We start from the raw sequence: 17,906 nt of genomic DNA on the forward strand, positions 1-17,906 counted from the left end.
GCATCTTTTAGCATTCTCCAGAACAGGCAAGATGCCTGTTCTACAAAGAGTAAGTTTTTTGTGGGTGGGCATCCGGCGCGCCCGTCAAAGGCTTATTGAGATGGGAACCGTAGAGTACCATTTGGGTGAGGCGATCGCCGTAGAGTTGCTCGAAGTGCGATCGTAATTGCATCAGTATGTTCTTAAGTTTATTGTTAATGCTCATATTTGCGGTAAATAATTGGAGGGCGCACTTTAGGCAGAATGCTCAAAATCGGGCTGAATTTTGGCAATAACAAAAGGGGATTCGATATCGATCGACCAGTTTTCATCAATCACTTTTAGATTGGTATCTAAAATCAGAGTCAGTTCGCCAATTTCATCATCCCCATCATCGCTAACCAGGTTGTTTTCGCCCGCCGATAAATCGGCTTTGAGTAAAAATTTAAGTTTAATCCAGTGAGAAGTGGAATGCTTGTTGATGATATTTGTCCCTATCGATCGACCGATTAACTCAGCACAGATGGGATGAATAAAAGCTATCTCTTCATAAAACTTATTGTTATCCCAATAACCGCGTATTTTGTCATTGCAGGATTGCAGATGTTTCTCGATTAGGTGATTCAGGGCGATCGGTGCTAAGAGTTGAGCAAGTTCATCCCAAATTTGGTGATTTGTCACAGTTACTGCATTCAAGAGATTCCATTAGGTTGTCTGCGATCGGGATTCTTTCATTATACCAATTATCCCACTCCGATTTTCTCCTACGGGCTATAGCTTCTCTTATAAATGGTTGTCAAAGCGGTAAAAATTCCCTAGGGTGTTGGAGAAAAAGAATTAGTGATACTCAAAAAAAGAGCGATCGCACCTCAACAATAGAAGGGCTATCGCTCCTATATGACAAGCACTTTAGCCACCAGATGATGCACACATAAACACCATATCGCTACCGCCTCCCTTTTCCCCAGCCATACAACAAGCTAATGTTTCATTACCGTCTTCAGGCTTTGTGGGAGAGAATATATCTACTTTGAACATATAATTGTTACTTTCCTTTGGCAATCCGAGTAGTTCTAGGGAGTCTGTAAACTGATTGTTTTCAGCATAGTAAGCTAGTTGTTTTTTTTGACAAGTATTAACGTAAGTAATCCCCTCTACTTGTTTAGCTTTCTTGATGAAATTAAACATCGTGCCCAGAGAGATAGTAGCGAGAACACCTATAATGATGATAACCACTAACAACTCTACAAGGGTGAAGCCTGAGTTTTGCTTGCGAGAAAACCGATTAAATATCCTTAATATATATTCCATTTTACCCTAATTAAACAGTCACATTAACTAGGCACAAAGACTTCCTACTGAAAGCCTATGTTCTTAGTAGAAAATCTTGGTGCCTTATGGATATTGGTGTATATCCTGCCTAACTAACAAATATAAGAATGTGAGCCACAACAAGATGACGGTACAATTACTGCCAAAACCATCGCCAACGATAACAATTTGTTTTGTAAAAGTTCTGACCCCAACCAACACCCTTGCCCCATACATTGTTATTACCATACCTCCATTGACAAAGCTGATTCCGATTGGGAGGTTGAAAGTTTCTAGACCATTGGCCCTGGGCTCGCCAATAAGCAGCATTGTCATTTTCCGAAAGTTGACCCAGCCAGGTGTCATGTCTAAACCAAGCAGCATCGGCTGGCTGAGTGTGAGAAAAAAGAACTACACTACCAACTAAGGCAGCCATCGCTATTTTACTAAATTGCGCTGGTTTTATCATCAATTATGGTCTCCTATTTAAATAATTAACCTTTGAACACTTTCTATTAATATTATTCAACTAAAGTCTTAGAAATGCAAATTACAATAGGTCAGAATAAGTAACTAATTTAGTCAGCCCAAATATCAGCCAATGTCATCTACTATTGCTAATGTCATCAAATGTCAGATATTTGTGATAATATGATATAAATCATTGACAAATCAAAGCAATGGACGTAAAAGATATATTGCAGTTTACAGATAGTCTATTTTTTGCGGAGACGGGTAAACATATAGATCGTCTGCAAGAGACAATTGTGAAAGGAACCTGGGAGGGTCAGAAATATAGCGACATTGCAGAAGAAGAACATTGTACCGAAGGTCATGTAAGAAATGTCGCATCGGAATTATGGCAAATTATCTCAAATGCTTTAGGTCAAGAAGTTAATAAGTCTAATTTTCGACGTACATTACAAAAATCTTATTTATCTATTAGTTCATCAACTTTTACAACAGAATTTACAAATGTTAGGAATGTTAATTTTTGCAATGGTAACATACAACAATCAGAAGAAGTTATGAAGAATCGATCGCCCGCAGCTCCCCAAGACACCCAACAAACCCCCAAACAACCCCATATAGACTTAAGCGACGCACCCAAAATCTTCACCTTTTACCATCGCACATCCGAACTCACCACCCTCAAACAGTGGATTCTACAAGAAAACACCCGCCTACTAGCCATACTAGGCATAGTCGGCATTGGCAAAACCGCTCTCGCCGTACACCTAGTAGAACAAATCAAACATGAATTTGATTTCATCATCTGGCGAAGTCTCGCCACATCTCCACCCCTGTCAATACTTCAAACAAATATAATTCAATTCTTCTGTAGGGGCGGTGCCCCCGTGCCCGCCCCAAATGCCGACGGCGTGCCCGCCTTCGGTAGGGGCGGTGTCCCCGTGCCCGCCCCCTCCCCAGAAGAAGGGGCAACCACGGGGGGTTTGCCCCTACTGAACTACTTGCAAAAATACCGCTGTCTGCTGATACTCGATGACGTACAAATGATAAATAGCAGCGGACAACTCGCTGGTAATTACCAACCTGGATATGAAGATTACGGCACACTCTTCAGACAGGTAGGAGAATTATCTCACAATAGTTGTTTAGTGTTGCTCAGTTCGGAAAAGCCTAGAGAAATCGCCGCATTAGAAGGCAAAAATCAGCCAATTCGCTCATTACAACTGAATGGTTTAGGTGCAGCAGCGGGGGAAATTCTCAGAGAAAAAGGTTTAACTGAAGATGCCAAATTGTCAGAACTAATTGAACAATACAGAGGCAATCCCTTGTGGTTAAAAATAGTTGCTACAATGATTCAAGATTTATTTAATGGCAGCTTATCTGATTTTTTGTCTGATGATACACTATTTTTAGGTGATTTAGAATCTTTACTGCATCAGCCATTTAATCGCTTATCAGACTCCGAAAAACAGGTAATGTCATGGCTAGCGAGTGCAATCGCGCCAGTTTCCCTCTCAAAAGTGCCAGAGAATCTGCAATTATCTCGATCGCAATTTTTGAAAGTGATGCAATCCTTGGGGCGGCGTTCATTAATTGAAAAAATCCCGGAGGGCGATCGCACATTTTTTACCCTTTGCCCGATACTAAAAGAGTATGTCAAAACCAACTATTCCCGTCCAAACATAGAAAAAGAAGCCCGATCGCCCTTATAATATCCTTAGTATTGGGAAGCCAAAAACCATGTCACTCACACAAACCCAAGTAACCTATACTGAAGCTCTGGCGAATCTTGATGAACTGTGCGAACAAGTCATCAGCGATCGCGATGCCATCATCATCACCCGCAAAGACGGCGAAAACGTAGCCTTAATTGCCGCTGACGAGTTGGCAAGCTTATTGGAGACTTTGCACCTGCTGCGATCGCCCAAAAACGCCGATCGCTTGTTAAGTGCCCTGAAACAGGCAAAAGCCAGAACTGTCAAACCTCTGCCTTACTCTACTTAGGCCGATCGCACAGCAGCAGATTCAGCAACAATTTCTTCATCTTTCTCACTCAAACCAGTTCCAAATTCAGTGTACTGCCGCACTTGAGGATGCCTAAAACCGAGTACAATATCTTCTTTAGGAACACCGGCGGCCAGTAAATCCGTCGCCACTCCTTCTTCGGTATCATCATATTGAATCCAGATTTTATCGCCGATTAAATTGATGTGGATTGGTGTGGCGTGAAGGTAATTGTCATCATTCCAACCTATATCCAAAACTAAATATCCTCCTCGTTCATCATCAAATAACAGTTGAGAATGATAGCCGTCAGGTATAGTATTGCGGTATTTAGCGTGTTCCTGAAGTATGCTTTTGATAATTTCTTGGTATCTCAATCGGGTATCCATTGAAGTATTTCCTCACTTTTTACATCAAAAACAATCAGTTTAACAATTTGATTTTTTAATAACACTTGCCCTAGTTCTATGGTAAATACGCTCTTAAAAGCAGGCTTAGAAATAGCAAGATAGAGTTTTCTATCGCTCTGCATTTCATTAAGCACTTGGTGGTAAAGAACGTACTGTCCCAAAGCCTGTTCCAAATCTTTTACATCCGATCGTCCTACAAAACTCTTGACCTCAACAACTATTTTTTGGGTGTCTTTTTCAGCATTAATTAGACGTTCTGCACCCAAGTCAGCAGATAAACGCTTGCGACCAATTTGCATGGAAAATGGATCGTGAGTAATTGTCCACCCATCCTTTTGCAAGGCACGCTTAACTGTATCGTGATAAATATCTTTAGCTGGCACGCATTAGCTCTCAGGCTAGGAGGATTTACTGTAACCATTATATAATACGTTGAAACTTGTTACGATCGCCCTTTATCCCCCTATCATGCTTCAAATCCGCCGTCGTCCCCCCAGCACATCCGTCTCCGTACTCTACCTCAGCTACCAAATCGCCGTACCCGACGCCGAACCCCAGCACATCCTCGAAGAAATCGTCTGGGAAAAAGAAGCTGAAGTGGCCCAAAAGCGCGATCGCACCCCGTTAGCCGATCTTCACAAAAAACTCCCGTTTGCACCGCCCATCCGCGACTTTCTTGCCGCCCTTAAAAACGGTAAAACCACACCCGCTATCATCGCCGAAGTTAAAAAAGCTTCCCCCAGCAAAGGCGTAATTCGCGAAGATTTCGATCCAGTGGCGATCGCCCTAGCTTACGAACAAAACGGCGCCAGTTGCATCTCCGTACTCACCGATGAAAAGTTCTTTCAAGGCAGCTTTGACAACCTCGCTAAAATCCGTGCCGCCGTCGATTTACCCTTACTTTGCAAAGAGTTTATTATCTATCCCTACCAAATTTATCTCGCCCGGATTCACGGCGCCGATGCTGTATTGTTAATCGCAGCTATTCTATCTGACAAAGACTTACAATACTTTGTGAAAATTGTCAAGACATTGGGCATGACAGCTTTAATAGAAGTTCACACTCTCGAAGAACTCGATCGAGTATTAACCCTACAAGGCGTTAACCTGATCGGCATCAACAACCGCAACCTAGCAGACTTTTCCGTCAGCCTAGAAACTACCGGTCAACTATTAGCCTCCCGCCAAACCGAAATCCAAGCAAAAGGCATCCTCATCGTCAGCGAGTCAGGAATCCACACTCCCGACGACCTAGCTAAACTTGCCAGCGCCGGAGCCGAAGCCGTCCTCATCGGCGAATCTCTGGTCAAGCAGCCCGATCCAGGTGCGGCTTTAGCCTCCCTTGCCGATCGCCCTCCCAGCCTGTGAAAGGCGAGACCGCTTGACAAACCACCCTTAATTCTGATAAAAAGTGATTAAGTAGGTAAATAATGAGAATTTCTAGCCTGCATCGACTCAAGCGCTACTGTAAAAAAGAAATAGCACTGAAAGCTATATTGCATAGAAATATTTTGCCAGAAAGCAATTAAATCTATTCTGTAAGCCTGTCGATCGCAAGATTTAGCGTGTCCAACGCACCCAGCCCCGAATATTCGATCGGCAAAGCAGGGGTTATTGTACGGTTAGAAAACAAATAAAAAATCGGGCATCTAATGTTCACCGTGATGCCTCATGCAATTGCAATGGGGTATCGGTTCGCTGAGGTATATTAGCTTTCATGGAGCCAATCCCCCTTCCTTCGTACATTCATTATGAATTGCTACTTCAATTGTTAGAACGCAAAACGATGTTTGCTGTCAGTCCACAATCGCCGCAGCAGCAACAAGTGCACCAACTTATTATTACACTGCGTAAAGCCCTTGCCATTCAAAAGCAATTAGAACAAAGCTGCGAGCGATCGAACTTAGCGGTAGAACATCGCTGGTCTCTAAATGAAATTAACCACAAGGGAGTTAAAAGTTAAAAAAGTTAGAGTAGCGACGTGACGTATCGTATTGTAAAACTTCATTGAGTTTATAAGCAATTATAAACAATAATGGTATTCTATTATTTTGAGTGTTGAACAAGGAATACGCATAGCCCAAAAAACGCAAGTCTCAAATGCAACTAACACAGAGGCACATCATTAAATCGACGTCACACCGTTTCGCCCAAATAGACGAACTAGCTTTCAAGTCCAAAAATCTCTACAATGCCGCCAATTACGTCATTCGTCAGAGCTTTATTTATGGATGGGGTTATGTCATTTATAACGAAATGAACCGATTGATGAAGTCTCACGAAGCATATAAGGCTTTGCCTGCTAAAGTAAGTCAGCAAATCTTGATGGTGCTAGACAAGAATTGGAAATCGTTTTTTGAAGCCGTTAAAGCTTACAAAGCTGACTCTTCAAAATTCACTGGTAGCCCAAAATTGCCAAAGTACAAAGATAAGACTAAAGGGCGAAACCTTCTCGTTTACACGATTCAAGCAATTAGCAGCAAACAGTTGAAGAAAGGAATCATTAAACTTTCCGGCACTGAACTTTCAATTAAAACCCAACTCAATCCCAACCAGATTTGTCAAGTTAGGCTGGTTCCGAAATGTGATTCCTATGTAATTGAGGTGATTTATGATGAAGCGGAGTCCACCCTTGGCAATGCCAACTCTGTAGCTAGTATTGATTTAGGACTGGATAATTTAGTGGCGTTAACTTCAAATCAGCCGGGATTTATCCCTTTGTTGATTAACGGGCGACCATTAAAATCGATTAACCAGTTCTACAACAAACGCAAATCCCGATTACAATCCCAGTTAAAAGGGAATCGCAAAACGTCACCCCGGATTCAGCGCTTAACTCGTTGTCGCCATCAAAAAGTTGATAATTACTTGCATCATGCTAGTCGCGTGATTGTTGACCATTTGGTAGTGAACCAAATTGGAACGCTGGTCATCGGCAAAAATGCACAGTGGAAAACCGATATCAATCTAGGTAAACAAACCAACCAAAATTTTGTCAGTATTCCTCACTCTCGATTAATTGAGATGTTAGAATACAAAGCTCGCTTGGTGGGAATCACAGTAATTGTGCAGGAAGAATCCTACACATCCCGCTCCAGTTTTCTGGGTTTAGATCCAATTCCTGTTTATGGAAAAACCGAAAAAGAGCCTGTGTTCACTGGTAAACGGATCAAGCGAGGTTTGTACAAAACATCGACCGGTCAGTTAATTAATTCTGATGTGAATGCTTCGTACAACATTCTCAGAAAAGCAATCCCAAATGCGTTCAGCAATGGGATAGGGAGCTGCGTAGTTCAGCCGAGGCGGGTCAATCCGCTCAAAGTAAAAGTGAATGGGGAGGGACCTGAAGCCTCCCATGCCTATAAATGACTATACTTTTACCAGCTATTTGATTTATTCTATATAACTCCCACAGAAAAACTTAGGACAATATCATGGACAACAAATTAATGCTGATGATTCCCGGCCCGACGCCGGTACCTGAAGCGGCATTGTTAGCGATGGCAAAACACCCGATGGGCCACCGCAGCAAGGAATTTGACGGGATTTTTGCAGAATGTACCGAAAATTTGAAATGGCTGCACCAAACTAAAAGTGACGTGCTGAGTTTAACGGTTTCTGGTACCGGCGCGATGGAAGCTGGGATAATTAATTTCTTGAGTGCGGGCGATCGAGTTTTAGTCGGCACCAACGGCAAATTTGGCGAACGCTGGGCAGAAGTTGCCGAAGCTTACGGTTTAAACGCCGAAATTATTAAAGCCGAGTGGGGCCAACCTTTAGACCCCGAAAACTTCCGCGAAAAACTCGAAGCAGATAAAGACAAGCAAATCAAAGCTGTCATCCTCACCCACTCGGAAACCTCCACCGGCGTCCTCAACGACCTCGAAACCATCAACCGCCACGTTAAAGCACACGGTGAAGCTTTAATTATGGTCGATGCTGTCACTAGCTTAGGCGCTGTCAATATTCCGATGGACGCTTGGGGCATCGATGTCATTGCTTCGGGTTCTCAGAAAGCTTACATGATTCCCCCAGGTTTGGGTTTTGTGGCCGTCAGTCCCAAAGCTTGGGAAGCTTACAAAACTGCGAAACTGCCCCGCTATTATTTGGATTTGGGCAAATATAGCAAAGACGCTGCCAAAAATACCACTCCTTTTACTCCCCCTGTCAATATGTTTTTTGCCCTGCAAGCATCGCTGCAGATGATGAAAACAGAAGGGTTGGAAAATGTTTTCGCGCGGCACAAACGCTTAATGACAACTACTCGCGCTGCTGTAAAAGCTTTAGGTTTGCCGTTGTTTGCGGCTGATGATGCCGCCAGCCCTGCGATTACTTCGGTTATGCCGCCAGCATCCGTAGATGCTCAAAAAGTGCGGACTTTGATGAGAAAGAGATTTGACATTGCTCTCGCCGACGGACAAGACCATTTGAAAGGTAAAATCTTCCGAATCGGTCATTTGGGCTTTGTGTGCGATCGCGATATTCTAGCAGCAATTTCCTCTTTAGAAGTCGTGTTGCGAGAATTGGGTCATGAAGGCTACACTCCTGGTGCCGGCGTTGCCGCTGCTGCCAAATTCTTGGCTGAATCCTAATCTCAGTTGTTAAAGGATTTTAGATTTTGGATTTTTGATACTCTCTAAAATCTAAAATCCTTTTAGTATGCTTCGGATAACCAATCAAAGATTTTATCCAACTGTTCGAGAGTGACTAAACCGTATTGCCACAGAACCATCGGCAAGGAATTCGGGTCTTTATCGCGCTGGCGCTGTTTGTCACCGCCACGTTCGGCGACAGCAATTGACGCGGGAGAAATTGCCAAATCTTCTTGTAAAAATCGAATTAATCTAGTGTATGTAGCGGGTGCCATGTGATTTCACCTCTAAGTATAGGACACCATTTTCTGATGTGAACCTGATGTTTTTGATGAGTAATAAGCCAGTTTTAAATTTGTCTTGTTACCGTCGATAGCTTTTAAAATGCTATTAGCGGTTGAACTGCCAAACGTAATGCTGAGTGCGAGCGCACAAGCTAACCTTTCCCAAAAAGTGAAAGGTTTTGCAATTTTGCTGATGTCGGCCCGATCGACTGGTAATCGCGATCGAACCTAAACTGAATACCTCGGCATCTCTGCAGCGCGAATCAGAATAAATTCTGCTACCTAAAACTACTAAACCAAGTTCAGAGTTTAACTTCATCTGCCGAAATGCAGAATCCGCAAAACTACTTCGGCAAAATTAGTTAGATATTTCGATCAAACCTGAAACTACTACCAGAAGTTAAGTTTGCCAATTACCGCCAATTAACTTGGCTCGTAGCATATTACTTTAGATAGGTTTAGTAGATTTAGCTCGATCGCCAGAACTTCCAGAGAATTTCTTTTCGTGTTGCTACACCTTGAGGCTGAGTATCGTCTCTCAGGATTGGTAACGAGTCGCTGACTCGTCTGATACCTGCGACCAACAATCTACAGCTTCCGGAAACAAGCTCAAGTCCTGACTGACTGAGATCGACATCGTAGCAAATCTTCCGGTGTTTGTACTGAATCTTACATTAATATTCTAATAGATTTTATCAATTTTTGTAAAGTTTCTAAATTTTCTTGGGTATTCCGCAGGCAGGGGGCTCTCTGGGCGATGGAAACCGGGGGATGGTGTCTTTTTGCCGGTTTTACTGAAACAGTCCGAAGTTTTACTGGAAAAACTCGATTTCAATACGATCGCCCTTTTTGACACCGAGTTCAGCAGCTCGCCCGCCCCGGAGTTCAATAACTCGATCGACAACTGTATCGGGCCCGTAGGTAGGACAAGGATCTTCAGTACAAGGAGGTGCAGAAACTTGTATTGCCTCAACCACCCCATCTCGCAGAAAAATCATATCCAGAGAAATCTTGCAATTTTTCATCCAAAAATTGACCCGCCGCGCCGGTTTAAACTCAAACAGCATTCCTCTGTCATCCGGCAAAGAAGTTCTGTACATTAAACCCATAGCCTGCTGTTCCGGTGTTTTCGCGACTTCGAGTTCGATTGGGCGATCGCCTATCCGAGCTCTAGCAGAAACAGGCAGCACTTGACCCGATGTAGTCGCCGTAGGAGACTCAGCCGCCAAAATACCAGTAGCACCAGCATTCGCGATCGGTAAAGTCGGCGAACATCCCAGCAAAAATATACTTACTCCAATACCGAGCAAATTAGTTAAATAATTCATAATGATTTTAGATTTTAGATTTTAGATTGGGCATAGGGCATGGGGCATGGGGCATGGGGCATGGGGCATGGGCATTGTTGACTAATGACCACTGACAACTGACTAATGACTAATGACTGATGACTGATGACTAATGACTTCTTCAAGCTTCCCGCATCACATAGCCAACACCGCGCACCGTCTGAATCAAGCGCTTTTCGCCCTCATCTTCAATCTTGAGCCGCAGATAGCGGATATAAACCTCAATTACATTCGACTCACCCAAAAAGTCGTAACCCCAAACATTTTCCAGAATTTGTTCCCGAGTCAAAACCTCGCGGGGATGTTCCATCAAATACTTTAGCAGCTCATATTCTTTCATCGTCAGGTCGATCGCCCGTCCATTGCGTAAGGCCCGCCTAGAGGCCAAATCCAAAACTAAATCGCCAAACCTCAATTGTTCGTTGCTGGTGTTATCCGGCTGCAAATACAAGCGCACCAACTGCAAAAACTCCTCAGTGCGGTAAGGTTTGAGAAAATAATCGTCCGCCCCAGCTTCCAGACAAGCTACGCGATCGTCCACTGTATCACGACCGACCAATAGCAGCACCGGCGCCCGATTGCCAATACTTCTGAGGTAAGAACACAGTGACAGCCCCGACTCAGGGCCAAGTATTCGATCGATTACAATCAAAGCTGGCTGCAAATCATGAGCTAAATGTTGGCCCGTGGCGGTATTAGAAGCCACTACCGGTTCGTAGCCGGAGGATTTTAAGTCGAGACTCAAGTGTCCGGCGAGAACTTCGTCTGTTTCAACTAGCAGGACACAGGGATTGCGATCGAGAGTAATTGCAGCCATTGAATTGACCTGTGGAGACCATAACTGTTCTAGCACGTCTTAAGGAAGAGAGGGAGAGTGGGAGAGGCAGGGCTATTTCATTATCGGTAGGGGCCGTGCCCCCGTGCCGGCCCTGTTGATCTGATCTGCCGAAATCGTCTAGGTCGGGGTAGGCACGGGGGCACTACCCCTACAGAATTCATGTTTTTGGTGAGAATGAAACAGCCCAGGAGGGAGAGGGGGAGAATGGGAGAGTGGGAGAATTACCAATTACCAATTATCAATTAAACTATTTGGCATTTAAATTGAAACTTGATCGCCCCGCGCTATCCTGCCCGCCCCACAAGAGTTTAAGTAAAAAGTAGCTTACAAATTAAATGCGTTACAGCTTATCAATTAACAAATTGAATAATTTATGACCATTATCGTATTCGGCAGTATCAACATCGACCTAGCAGCAAAAACTCCCCGGTTGCCACAGCCAGGGGAAACTATCATCGGTAGCAATTTTTTCACAGCCGGTGGCGGCAAAGGAGCAAATCAAGCAGTTGCCGCCGCCCGTCTGGGCACTTCCACCCACATCATCGGCCGCGTCGGCAACGATAAATTTGCTGAGGAATTATTGACAAATTTACAATCTTATGGTTTAAGTACAGACAATGTATTAATAGACCAAAACACTCATTCAGGGGTGGCAATTATCGCCGTAGACGAGACAGGTCAAAATAATATTATTGTGATTCCGGGCGCGAATAACAATGTTGGTGAAGCAGATATAGAACGTCTCAAAAAACTTTTAACAGGAGCTACATCTTTGCTGTTACAGTTAGAAATTCCCCTGGAAGTTGTCCAAAAAGCTGCGAAAGCTGCTCGTCAAGCGGGGGTGCGAGTTATTCTCGATCCAGCACCGGCTAGGGCGGATTTGCCGATCGAACTTTATCCGCTAATTGACATTATCACGCCGAATGAAGTGGAAGCGGGCCAGTTAGTCGGTTTTCGGGTGAATGACACGGAAACAGCGATTGTAGCTGCCAAACACTTGCAGGAGCGTGGTGTCAAGAATGTTATTGTCAAATTGGGCGATCGCGGGGCTGTTGCTGTTACGGCGGATGAAACCTTTTTTGTACCGGCTTTTGCTGTGGAGGCGATCGACACTGTGGCTGCGGGCGATGCTTTTAACGGCGGGTTAGCCTCCGCATTAGATGCCGGTCTGTCCTTGTCAGAGGCGGTGCGGTGGGGCGCAGCAGCGGGCGCTCTGTGCACAACTAAAGTGGGTGCTCAAGGTGCTATGCCCGATCGGGCAACTTTTGATAAATTTTTGCAGAATTTAATTTAAATTTGTAAGGTGCGCCGCAGAGCACCCTACTTTAACTTGTAAAGCTAATTCGCCGCTGGTTTGCATCATCTCTATCTGTCCAGTAGTTTAGGGCAAGATAAAGAAGATATTGCCTGTAGGGACACAACAGTGTTGATTGGTTTCAACTTAACATTAAACCGATAGTCCGACAGTCCGACAGGGGTTTCAACCCCTGCCTCAAAGCTAAAGTCCTCTCAAGAGGACTGAGAATAAAAATTTTTAAACTCATTATATCATGTCCGATCGATTAACCATAATATCCCGGTCGGGGCGGGTTTTTGAGATGGTCAATTATTGGCAGGTATTGTTGGTGAACCCGCCCCTACAAAAATCGCGATCGCTCGATCGGACATGATATGAGAATAAAACTTTTTAAACTCATTAGTCCTCATAGCGAGGACTTTAGCTATTAGACAGGGAATTCATTCCCTGGCGGACTGCTTTAACTTTAACCATTCGGCCGCTGAATAATTGTTTCAACTACCCGTCGCTTGACTTTTGGATCGATACCAATCAGCCGGACGTATTCGCCGCCGTGTTCCGCCAAACAAGTTTCTAAAGATGCAACCACATCTTTTTCCTGTGCAGTTTTAATCGTCGCGCAACTTTGCCAAGAACCAGTTTTAAATCGGCGATTATCTGCATATTCCATGCCAATTTTGCAGCCTCTTGCTAACAACTGCTTTACTTGTTCCAATACCTCGGAACTCAGCCGCGCCGCATGACCGTTACCCGCTTCAGAACTTGGCTCAACGTAAGCCTTATAATATTTGGATGACGGGTCGTTTAATTCACTTTGCGTGGGCGCAGCAGCAGGAGGATTGGGGTTTCCTTGAACGTTAAACAGCCGCGATTGGTTGTATTCATCTACTAAGCGCATTTCCTTAATCCGCTTTTGTTGGCCCACCATCAAACTGCCCATTTCTAATAAATGAGCGAGGCTGAAATTCGGGTTATGGAAATCTGGGGCTGCTTCCAAACTGTTTACCAAACGCTTGGAAACTCTCTCGATTCCTACTTTATGAATGAATTCGCGGATTTGTTCGTCATAAATGCGCGATCGCAAAGCACTAAAAAAGTCGATCGCCTGATCTGCAAAATTATCGACTAACGCCACAATATCGGTTTTTGACAATTTGTCCGACTCAAAAATTCCCCCAACAATGCCAATTTTATCATCGCGGCTGGGTTCCCAATAAAACTTTTCCATCCGCCCGTCGCGAATCAGGGGCGCGTAAAGCGTAGAAAAATCATTTCCCGTGACAATAATTGGCACTCGGTGCAGCGGCGTGCTGTCATAACTTCCTGGTAACTGCACATTAGTTGGATTATCAGCAATATTCATCAGAGTGGCATTGACCATCTGAGTATTGACAGTATATTGAGTAGTCGTATCAAACCTGCCAGCACCAGCATCCAAATCGTTAATAAAGATGGCGCACATCTCACCCCGCACCCTAATTTGCTCCGCAGCTTCCCGGTAGCGCAAGCGAATTAAACGCGCCGGATCTCCTGCATCCGGGCTTTCTAATTCCCCACCAGATATCATCACCGGTTCAAAGCCCATCCGCCGAAAAACCAGTTCGGTTTGAAAAGTTTTGCCTTCTCCTTTGCGGCCGTGAATTCCTAAAATTAGGGGGACTCTTACTCCGGGCAAATTTAAAAAGTTTTTAGTGACGTGCACCGCAACTTTATCGAGAAAGTTAGGAGAAATGTAATAACTCATCAGTAGATTTGTGAGGGATTAATTGTTGTTACTGTTATGATTTTATGACAAAACTAACAGCCTGCACCGCTAACCTGGATTTTTACCGTACAATCGAGGTCTGCATATTATGTATTAAGGAGCGATTCGTGAGTCCAGAAACCTTATTAAAAGAACCAAGCGTGCAAGCCGAAGCCAGTCTCTTCAGTTCTGAGAGCTTCGACAGCTATGTAATGACAACTTACGGGCGTTTTGCGATCGCCCTAGAACGAGGCCTCGGCTGCCGCGTTTGGGATACCGAGGGCCGCGAATATCTCGATTTTGTCGCGGGTATTGCTACCTGCACTCTGGGACACGCCCACCCGGCAATGATTGCAGCGGTAACTCAGCAAATTCAGACCCTGCACCATGTTTCTAACCTTTATTACATCCCCGTACAGGGCGAGCTGGCGAAGTGGCTTGTAGACCATTCTTGCGGGGACAGAGCCTTCTTTTGCAACTCCGGCGCGGAAGCTAATGAAGCGGCAATTAAACTCGCCCGCAAGTACGCCCACGAAAAATTAAATATCTCGAATCCGACAATCATTACCGCCGTTGCTAGTTTCCACGGGCGGACTTTGGCGACAATTACGGCCACGGGACAGCCTAAATATCAGAAGGGTTTTAGTCCCTTGGTGCCGGGATTTCACTATGTGCCCTACAACGATATTAGTGCGATCGAAACGGCGATCGAGCAACTCGACAAAGACGAACGCCAAGTAGCTGCAATTATGCTGGAAGCGCTGCAAGGCGAAGGCGGAGTTCGCCCCGGAGATATCGCCTACTTCCAGCGCATTCGGGAAATTTGCGACGAAAAAGGCATTTTGCTCATTCTCGACGAAGTGCAAGTCGGGATGGGACGCAGCGGCAAATACTGGGGCTACGAAAACCTCGGCATTGAACCGGATATCTTTACGTCTGCGAAAGGATTGGGCGGCGGTATCCCGATCGGCGCTATGCTGTGCAAATCTGCCTGTGATGTATTTGAACCGGGAAGTCACGCCAGCACTTTCGGCGGCAATCCTTTTGCTTGCGCTGTCGCTTTGTGCGTTTGCCAAACTTTAGAAGGGGAAAACCTTCTAGAAAACGTGCAGCAGCGCGGGGAACAGTTGAAAGCAGGCCTCAACAAGTTGGCGGCCACATATCCGCATTTAATTGCCGAAGTGCGCGGCTGGGGTTTGATTGTCGGGATGGAATTGCAAGCTGACATCGAACTTACATCCGCTGATATCGTCAAATCTGCCATCGCTGCAGGAGTTTTGTTGGTTCCTGCAGGGCCGAAAGTGCTGAGGTTTGTCCCGCCGCTGATTGTCACTGCTGCTGAAGTCGATCGAGCTCTGCAGGCAGTGGAGTCAGCGTTGCGCTCTCAAGCGGTACAGTAAAATCTACTGAGTTGATTTTTGTTAGCTGTAGCGCTGAAAGTCGCGCCATATCCTAGATAACTCACTTAGTCCAAGACACACTCTTCCTCAGAAACCGGGTTTCTTTCGAGATTTCTCGTTACCAAACCCCATAGTTTCCCAGAAACCCGGTTTCTTAGGATCGTCAATTAAATAATTTCCCTTTTTTCTTGTGGGATGGGCGTCCCGCCCGCCCAGAAAGGACGGGCGGGACGCCCATCCCACAACAAACAGGAAAAGTGGATTTTATTTAATTCTCATTCCTTAGCCTAAGTCCGATCGGGGTAAAAGTAAACCCGTCCCGCTGCAAGTCTGTGGGGGCGGGTTTGTCAATTTTAGAAAGGCCTGTGAAACCCGCCCCCACAGGGTGACGGCGCCTTTAACCGGGATTTTACTCAAGAGCCACGCGCAAAATCATACTATTAGCGATCGTAGGTGCTAGTTTCGCTATCTGCGTATCTGTTGGTACTGGTGAATCCTGGTTTAACTATTTCGCGCCCTTCCCACTAAACCGAGTACCGTTATAAGCTGTTCGGCATTTAAAGGGCTTGCGTAAGGTGCGTCAGCATCTAAGGTTTTCCGTTTCAGCGTAAGGGTTATAGCTGACGCACCCTACTAGCCTCGTTACTGGTTTAAATGCTCCACAGCTTAGTGGGAAGGGCAGGTGAGGACGATTGCATCCTCAAGTATTTTTGCGTATCGCTTTCAAGAGAGAAAATATGTAATCTTCGTCACAAAATTTTTTCGTAATGCTTTGTTCATCAACTGTATATTGTGAGAGAATAGAAGAACCAAGGAGGTGATGTTGATTGCTACACAAGGCTATCCAAGTTCGTTTGTATCCTACCCAAAATCAACAAATACAAGTAGCTTCAAATTTTGGGTGTGCGCGTTGGTGGTCTAATTATGGTCTAAATAAATCAATTGAAGTTTATAAAAAAACTGGTAAAGGACTTGGCTGCTCTGGGCTAAACAAACTTTTACCTACTCTCAAAAAAATCGATAAAAGTCGATGGTTAGGTGAGTTTTATAGCAAAATTTTGCAGTTTACTACGCTCAAGTTAACCACTGCCTATAAATCTGTTCTTGATGGATTTGCTGGGTTTTATAAGTTTCCATTTCCCGATAAAAAACAGTCATTTCAGTATCCTGAAAACGTTAATTTTGTAGAGGGGACTAGGATTTTCCGGTATAGGGAAATAAGTCAACCCAAAATAAATAGATATAGATTAAGTGAGGGTAAAATTCATAATTCAATTATTAGTAAAAAATATTCAGGGAAATATAGCAATCCTAAATCAGTTGTAAAAATATGTAGGGTTAGTGCTACCCCTACTCCCCGTGCCTACCCCAGCCAAGGCGGGGCAACCGGGCGTGGGTTTTGCCCCTACAAGAATTACACAAATCATTTAGGATTGCTATATCTTGCATCTATACTGACTGAAATTAAAGCTGAGAACCAGACAACAAAAAAAGGTAGGATTGCGGGCAGTGATTTAGGATTGAAATACTTTGCTATTGTCCCCGATAATGAAAAAGTATCTAAATATGACTTTAATGCTAAGCATTTGGCCAAGCACGAGAAGAACTTGAAGCGCAAGCAGCAAAAGTTAACAGACTTGCAGAAAAGAAGTAATTCTGAATACAAATATAGAAAAGCTGTGACCAAGGTATGCGAACGGTTGAGAAATTCGTGGCAAGACTTTCTTCTTCATAAACTTAGTTATAAGTTGGTCAGCGATCGCCTCGCGGTCATAGTAGAAAAATTTCATTTCTGGGACATAATTCGCAATTCCAAGTTGGCGAAAGCAATATCAGAGGAGGTTTGGGAAAGTTTTACCAACTTCTTAGCCTACAAGTGGGAACGCAAAAGCGGAAACTTAGTCGAGATTGATAGAGGGGTTTCCCGTTCCAAACTCTGTTCTAATTGTTTCCATCAAATGACGGAGATGCCATTAGATATGAGGGAATGGACTTGTCCTAACTGTGCTACCGATCGCGATCGGGAGGGGAACGCAGCGATAAAGATGAAAGCAGAAGGTATCAAAATACTAAAGGCGGAAGGTTCAGCCGTTTCTGCTTTAGGATGCGAGGTAAGACCAAAGCTGGGACGAAAGTCTCCGCTTTGGTACTCGCCTATGAGTACAGAAGCCCCTACTATATTCGGTACTACGATTTAGGGGTGGGTAGTTCACTTGGTTGCAGGGAA

19 protein-coding genes are annotated in these 17,906 nt (G+C 44.5%); 10 read left to right on the forward strand and 9 right to left on the reverse strand.

The genetic code is table 11. The features are described from left to right. Positions 1-31 precede the first annotated feature (31 nt). Entirely contained in the window at positions 32-166 is a 135-nt protein-coding gene (locus QUB04_RS16535) for a hypothetical protein (RefSeq protein WP_333285914.1), read from the forward strand. A 68-nt stretch (positions 167-234) separates the two neighbouring features. Here the strand turns inward: QUB04_RS16535 and QUB04_RS16540 are convergent, their stop codons facing one another. Further along, entirely contained in the window at positions 235-675 is a 441-nt protein-coding gene (locus QUB04_RS16540) for a hypothetical protein (RefSeq protein WP_333285916.1), read from the reverse strand. A 213-nt stretch (positions 676-888) separates the two neighbouring features. After that, positions 889-1,290: a type II secretion system protein gene (locus QUB04_RS16545; protein ID WP_333285918.1), complete on the reverse strand. Its 402-nt coding sequence runs from the start codon at positions 1,288-1,290 to the stop codon at positions 889-891. A 680-nt stretch (positions 1,291-1,970) separates the two neighbouring features. Between QUB04_RS16545 and QUB04_RS16550 the strand changes: the two genes are divergently transcribed. Then, a complete protein-coding gene (locus tag QUB04_RS16550; RefSeq protein ID WP_333285920.1) occupies positions 1,971-3,473 on the forward strand; it encodes an NB-ARC domain-containing protein in 1,503 nt (500 codons plus the stop codon). Positions 3,474-3,501: 28 nt separating this feature from the next. Continuing rightward, positions 3,502-3,765 (forward strand): type II toxin-antitoxin system Phd/YefM family antitoxin, encoded by a 264-nt coding sequence (locus QUB04_RS16555; protein WP_333285922.1) that lies wholly within the window; start codon positions 3,502-3,504, stop codon positions 3,763-3,765. Here QUB04_RS16555 and QUB04_RS16560 read toward each other — a convergent pair. Together QUB04_RS16560 and QUB04_RS16565 are read right to left on the reverse strand one after the other, a co-directional pair. Continuing rightward, on the reverse strand, positions 3,762-4,154 hold the full coding sequence (locus QUB04_RS16560; protein ID WP_333141586.1) for a XisI protein: 393 nt from the start codon (positions 4,152-4,154) through the stop codon (positions 3,762-3,764). The genes QUB04_RS16555 and QUB04_RS16560 overlap by 4 nt on opposite strands. Then, entirely contained in the window at positions 4,139-4,558 is a 420-nt protein-coding gene (locus QUB04_RS16565) for an element excision factor XisH family protein (RefSeq protein WP_333141588.1), read from the reverse strand. Before QUB04_RS16565 ends, QUB04_RS16560 begins: the two co-directional genes overlap by 16 nt. Positions 4,559-4,643: 85 nt before the next feature. Here QUB04_RS16565 and trpC point away from each other — a divergent pair, with 85 nt between their 5' ends. From trpC to QUB04_RS16585, 4 genes are all read left to right on the forward strand, one after another. After that, complete coding sequence (trpC, locus tag QUB04_RS16570) at positions 4,644-5,543, forward strand: indole-3-glycerol phosphate synthase TrpC (RefSeq protein ID WP_333286000.1); 900 nt, start codon at positions 4,644-4,646, stop codon at positions 5,541-5,543. A 349-nt stretch (positions 5,544-5,892) separates the two neighbouring features. After that, positions 5,893-6,138, forward strand: a complete 246-nt coding sequence (locus tag QUB04_RS16575) for a DUF5340 domain-containing protein (RefSeq protein WP_041623669.1) — start codon at positions 5,893-5,895, stop codon at positions 6,136-6,138. 137 nt (positions 6,139-6,275) lie between these two features. After that, positions 6,276-7,544: a transposase gene (locus tag QUB04_RS16580; RefSeq protein ID WP_333285924.1), complete on the forward strand. Its 1,269-nt coding sequence runs from the start codon at positions 6,276-6,278 to the stop codon at positions 7,542-7,544. Positions 7,545-7,609: 65 nt separating this feature from the next. Further along, on the forward strand, positions 7,610-8,767 hold the full coding sequence (locus QUB04_RS16585) for an alanine--glyoxylate aminotransferase family protein (RefSeq protein WP_333285926.1): 1,158 nt from the start codon (positions 7,610-7,612) through the stop codon (positions 8,765-8,767). A gap of 62 nt (positions 8,768-8,829) precedes the next feature. Here QUB04_RS16585 and QUB04_RS16590 read toward each other — a convergent pair whose 3' ends face one another. The 4 genes from QUB04_RS16590 to nblR form a co-directional block, all read right to left on the reverse strand. Further along, on the reverse strand, positions 8,830-9,042 hold the full coding sequence (locus QUB04_RS16590) for a DUF2949 domain-containing protein (RefSeq protein WP_333141594.1): 213 nt from the start codon (positions 9,040-9,042) through the stop codon (positions 8,830-8,832). Positions 9,043-9,157: 115 nt separating this feature from the next. Then, positions 9,158-9,370 carry a hypothetical protein gene (locus tag QUB04_RS16595; protein WP_333285929.1) on the reverse strand — a complete coding sequence of 71 codons (213 nt, stop codon included), beginning with the start codon at positions 9,368-9,370 and terminating at the stop codon, positions 9,158-9,160. 493 nt (positions 9,371-9,863) lie between these two features. After that, positions 9,864-10,379: a DUF192 domain-containing protein gene (locus QUB04_RS16600; protein WP_333285931.1), complete on the reverse strand. Its 516-nt coding sequence runs from the start codon at positions 10,377-10,379 to the stop codon at positions 9,864-9,866. A 142-nt stretch (positions 10,380-10,521) separates the two neighbouring features. Further along, a complete protein-coding gene (nblR, locus tag QUB04_RS16605; RefSeq protein WP_333285933.1) occupies positions 10,522-11,217 on the reverse strand; it encodes a response regulator transcription factor NblR in 696 nt (231 codons plus the stop codon). 394 nt (positions 11,218-11,611) lie between these two features. On the opposite strand from nblR, the gene rbsK reads away from it, so the two are divergent. Beyond that, positions 11,612-12,532: a ribokinase gene (gene rbsK, locus QUB04_RS16610; RefSeq protein ID WP_333285936.1), complete on the forward strand. Its 921-nt coding sequence runs from the start codon at positions 11,612-11,614 to the stop codon at positions 12,530-12,532. Positions 12,533-13,001: 469 nt separating this feature from the next. Here the strand turns inward: rbsK and QUB04_RS16615 are convergent, their stop codons facing one another. Next, positions 13,002-14,279 carry a ribulose bisphosphate carboxylase small subunit gene (locus tag QUB04_RS16615; RefSeq protein WP_333285938.1) on the reverse strand — a complete coding sequence of 426 codons (1,278 nt, stop codon included), beginning with the start codon at positions 14,277-14,279 and terminating at the stop codon, positions 13,002-13,004. Positions 14,280-14,407: 128 nt separating this feature from the next. On the opposite strand from QUB04_RS16615, the gene QUB04_RS16620 reads away from it, so the two are divergent. After that, positions 14,408-15,679, forward strand: a complete 1,272-nt coding sequence (locus QUB04_RS16620; RefSeq protein WP_333285940.1) for an aspartate aminotransferase family protein — start codon at positions 14,408-14,410, stop codon at positions 15,677-15,679. 827 nt (positions 15,680-16,506) lie between these two features. Continuing rightward, positions 16,507-17,877 (forward strand): RNA-guided endonuclease TnpB family protein, encoded by a 1,371-nt coding sequence (locus QUB04_RS16625; RefSeq protein WP_333285942.1) that lies wholly within the window; start codon positions 16,507-16,509, stop codon positions 17,875-17,877. Positions 17,878-17,906: the final 29 nt, after the last annotated feature.

The sequence above is a fragment of the Microcoleus sp. D2_18a_B4 genome (genome assembly GCF_036702475.1).
In the GTDB taxonomy this organism is placed as follows: Bacteria; Cyanobacteriota; Cyanobacteriia; order Cyanobacteriales; family Microcoleaceae; genus Microcoleus.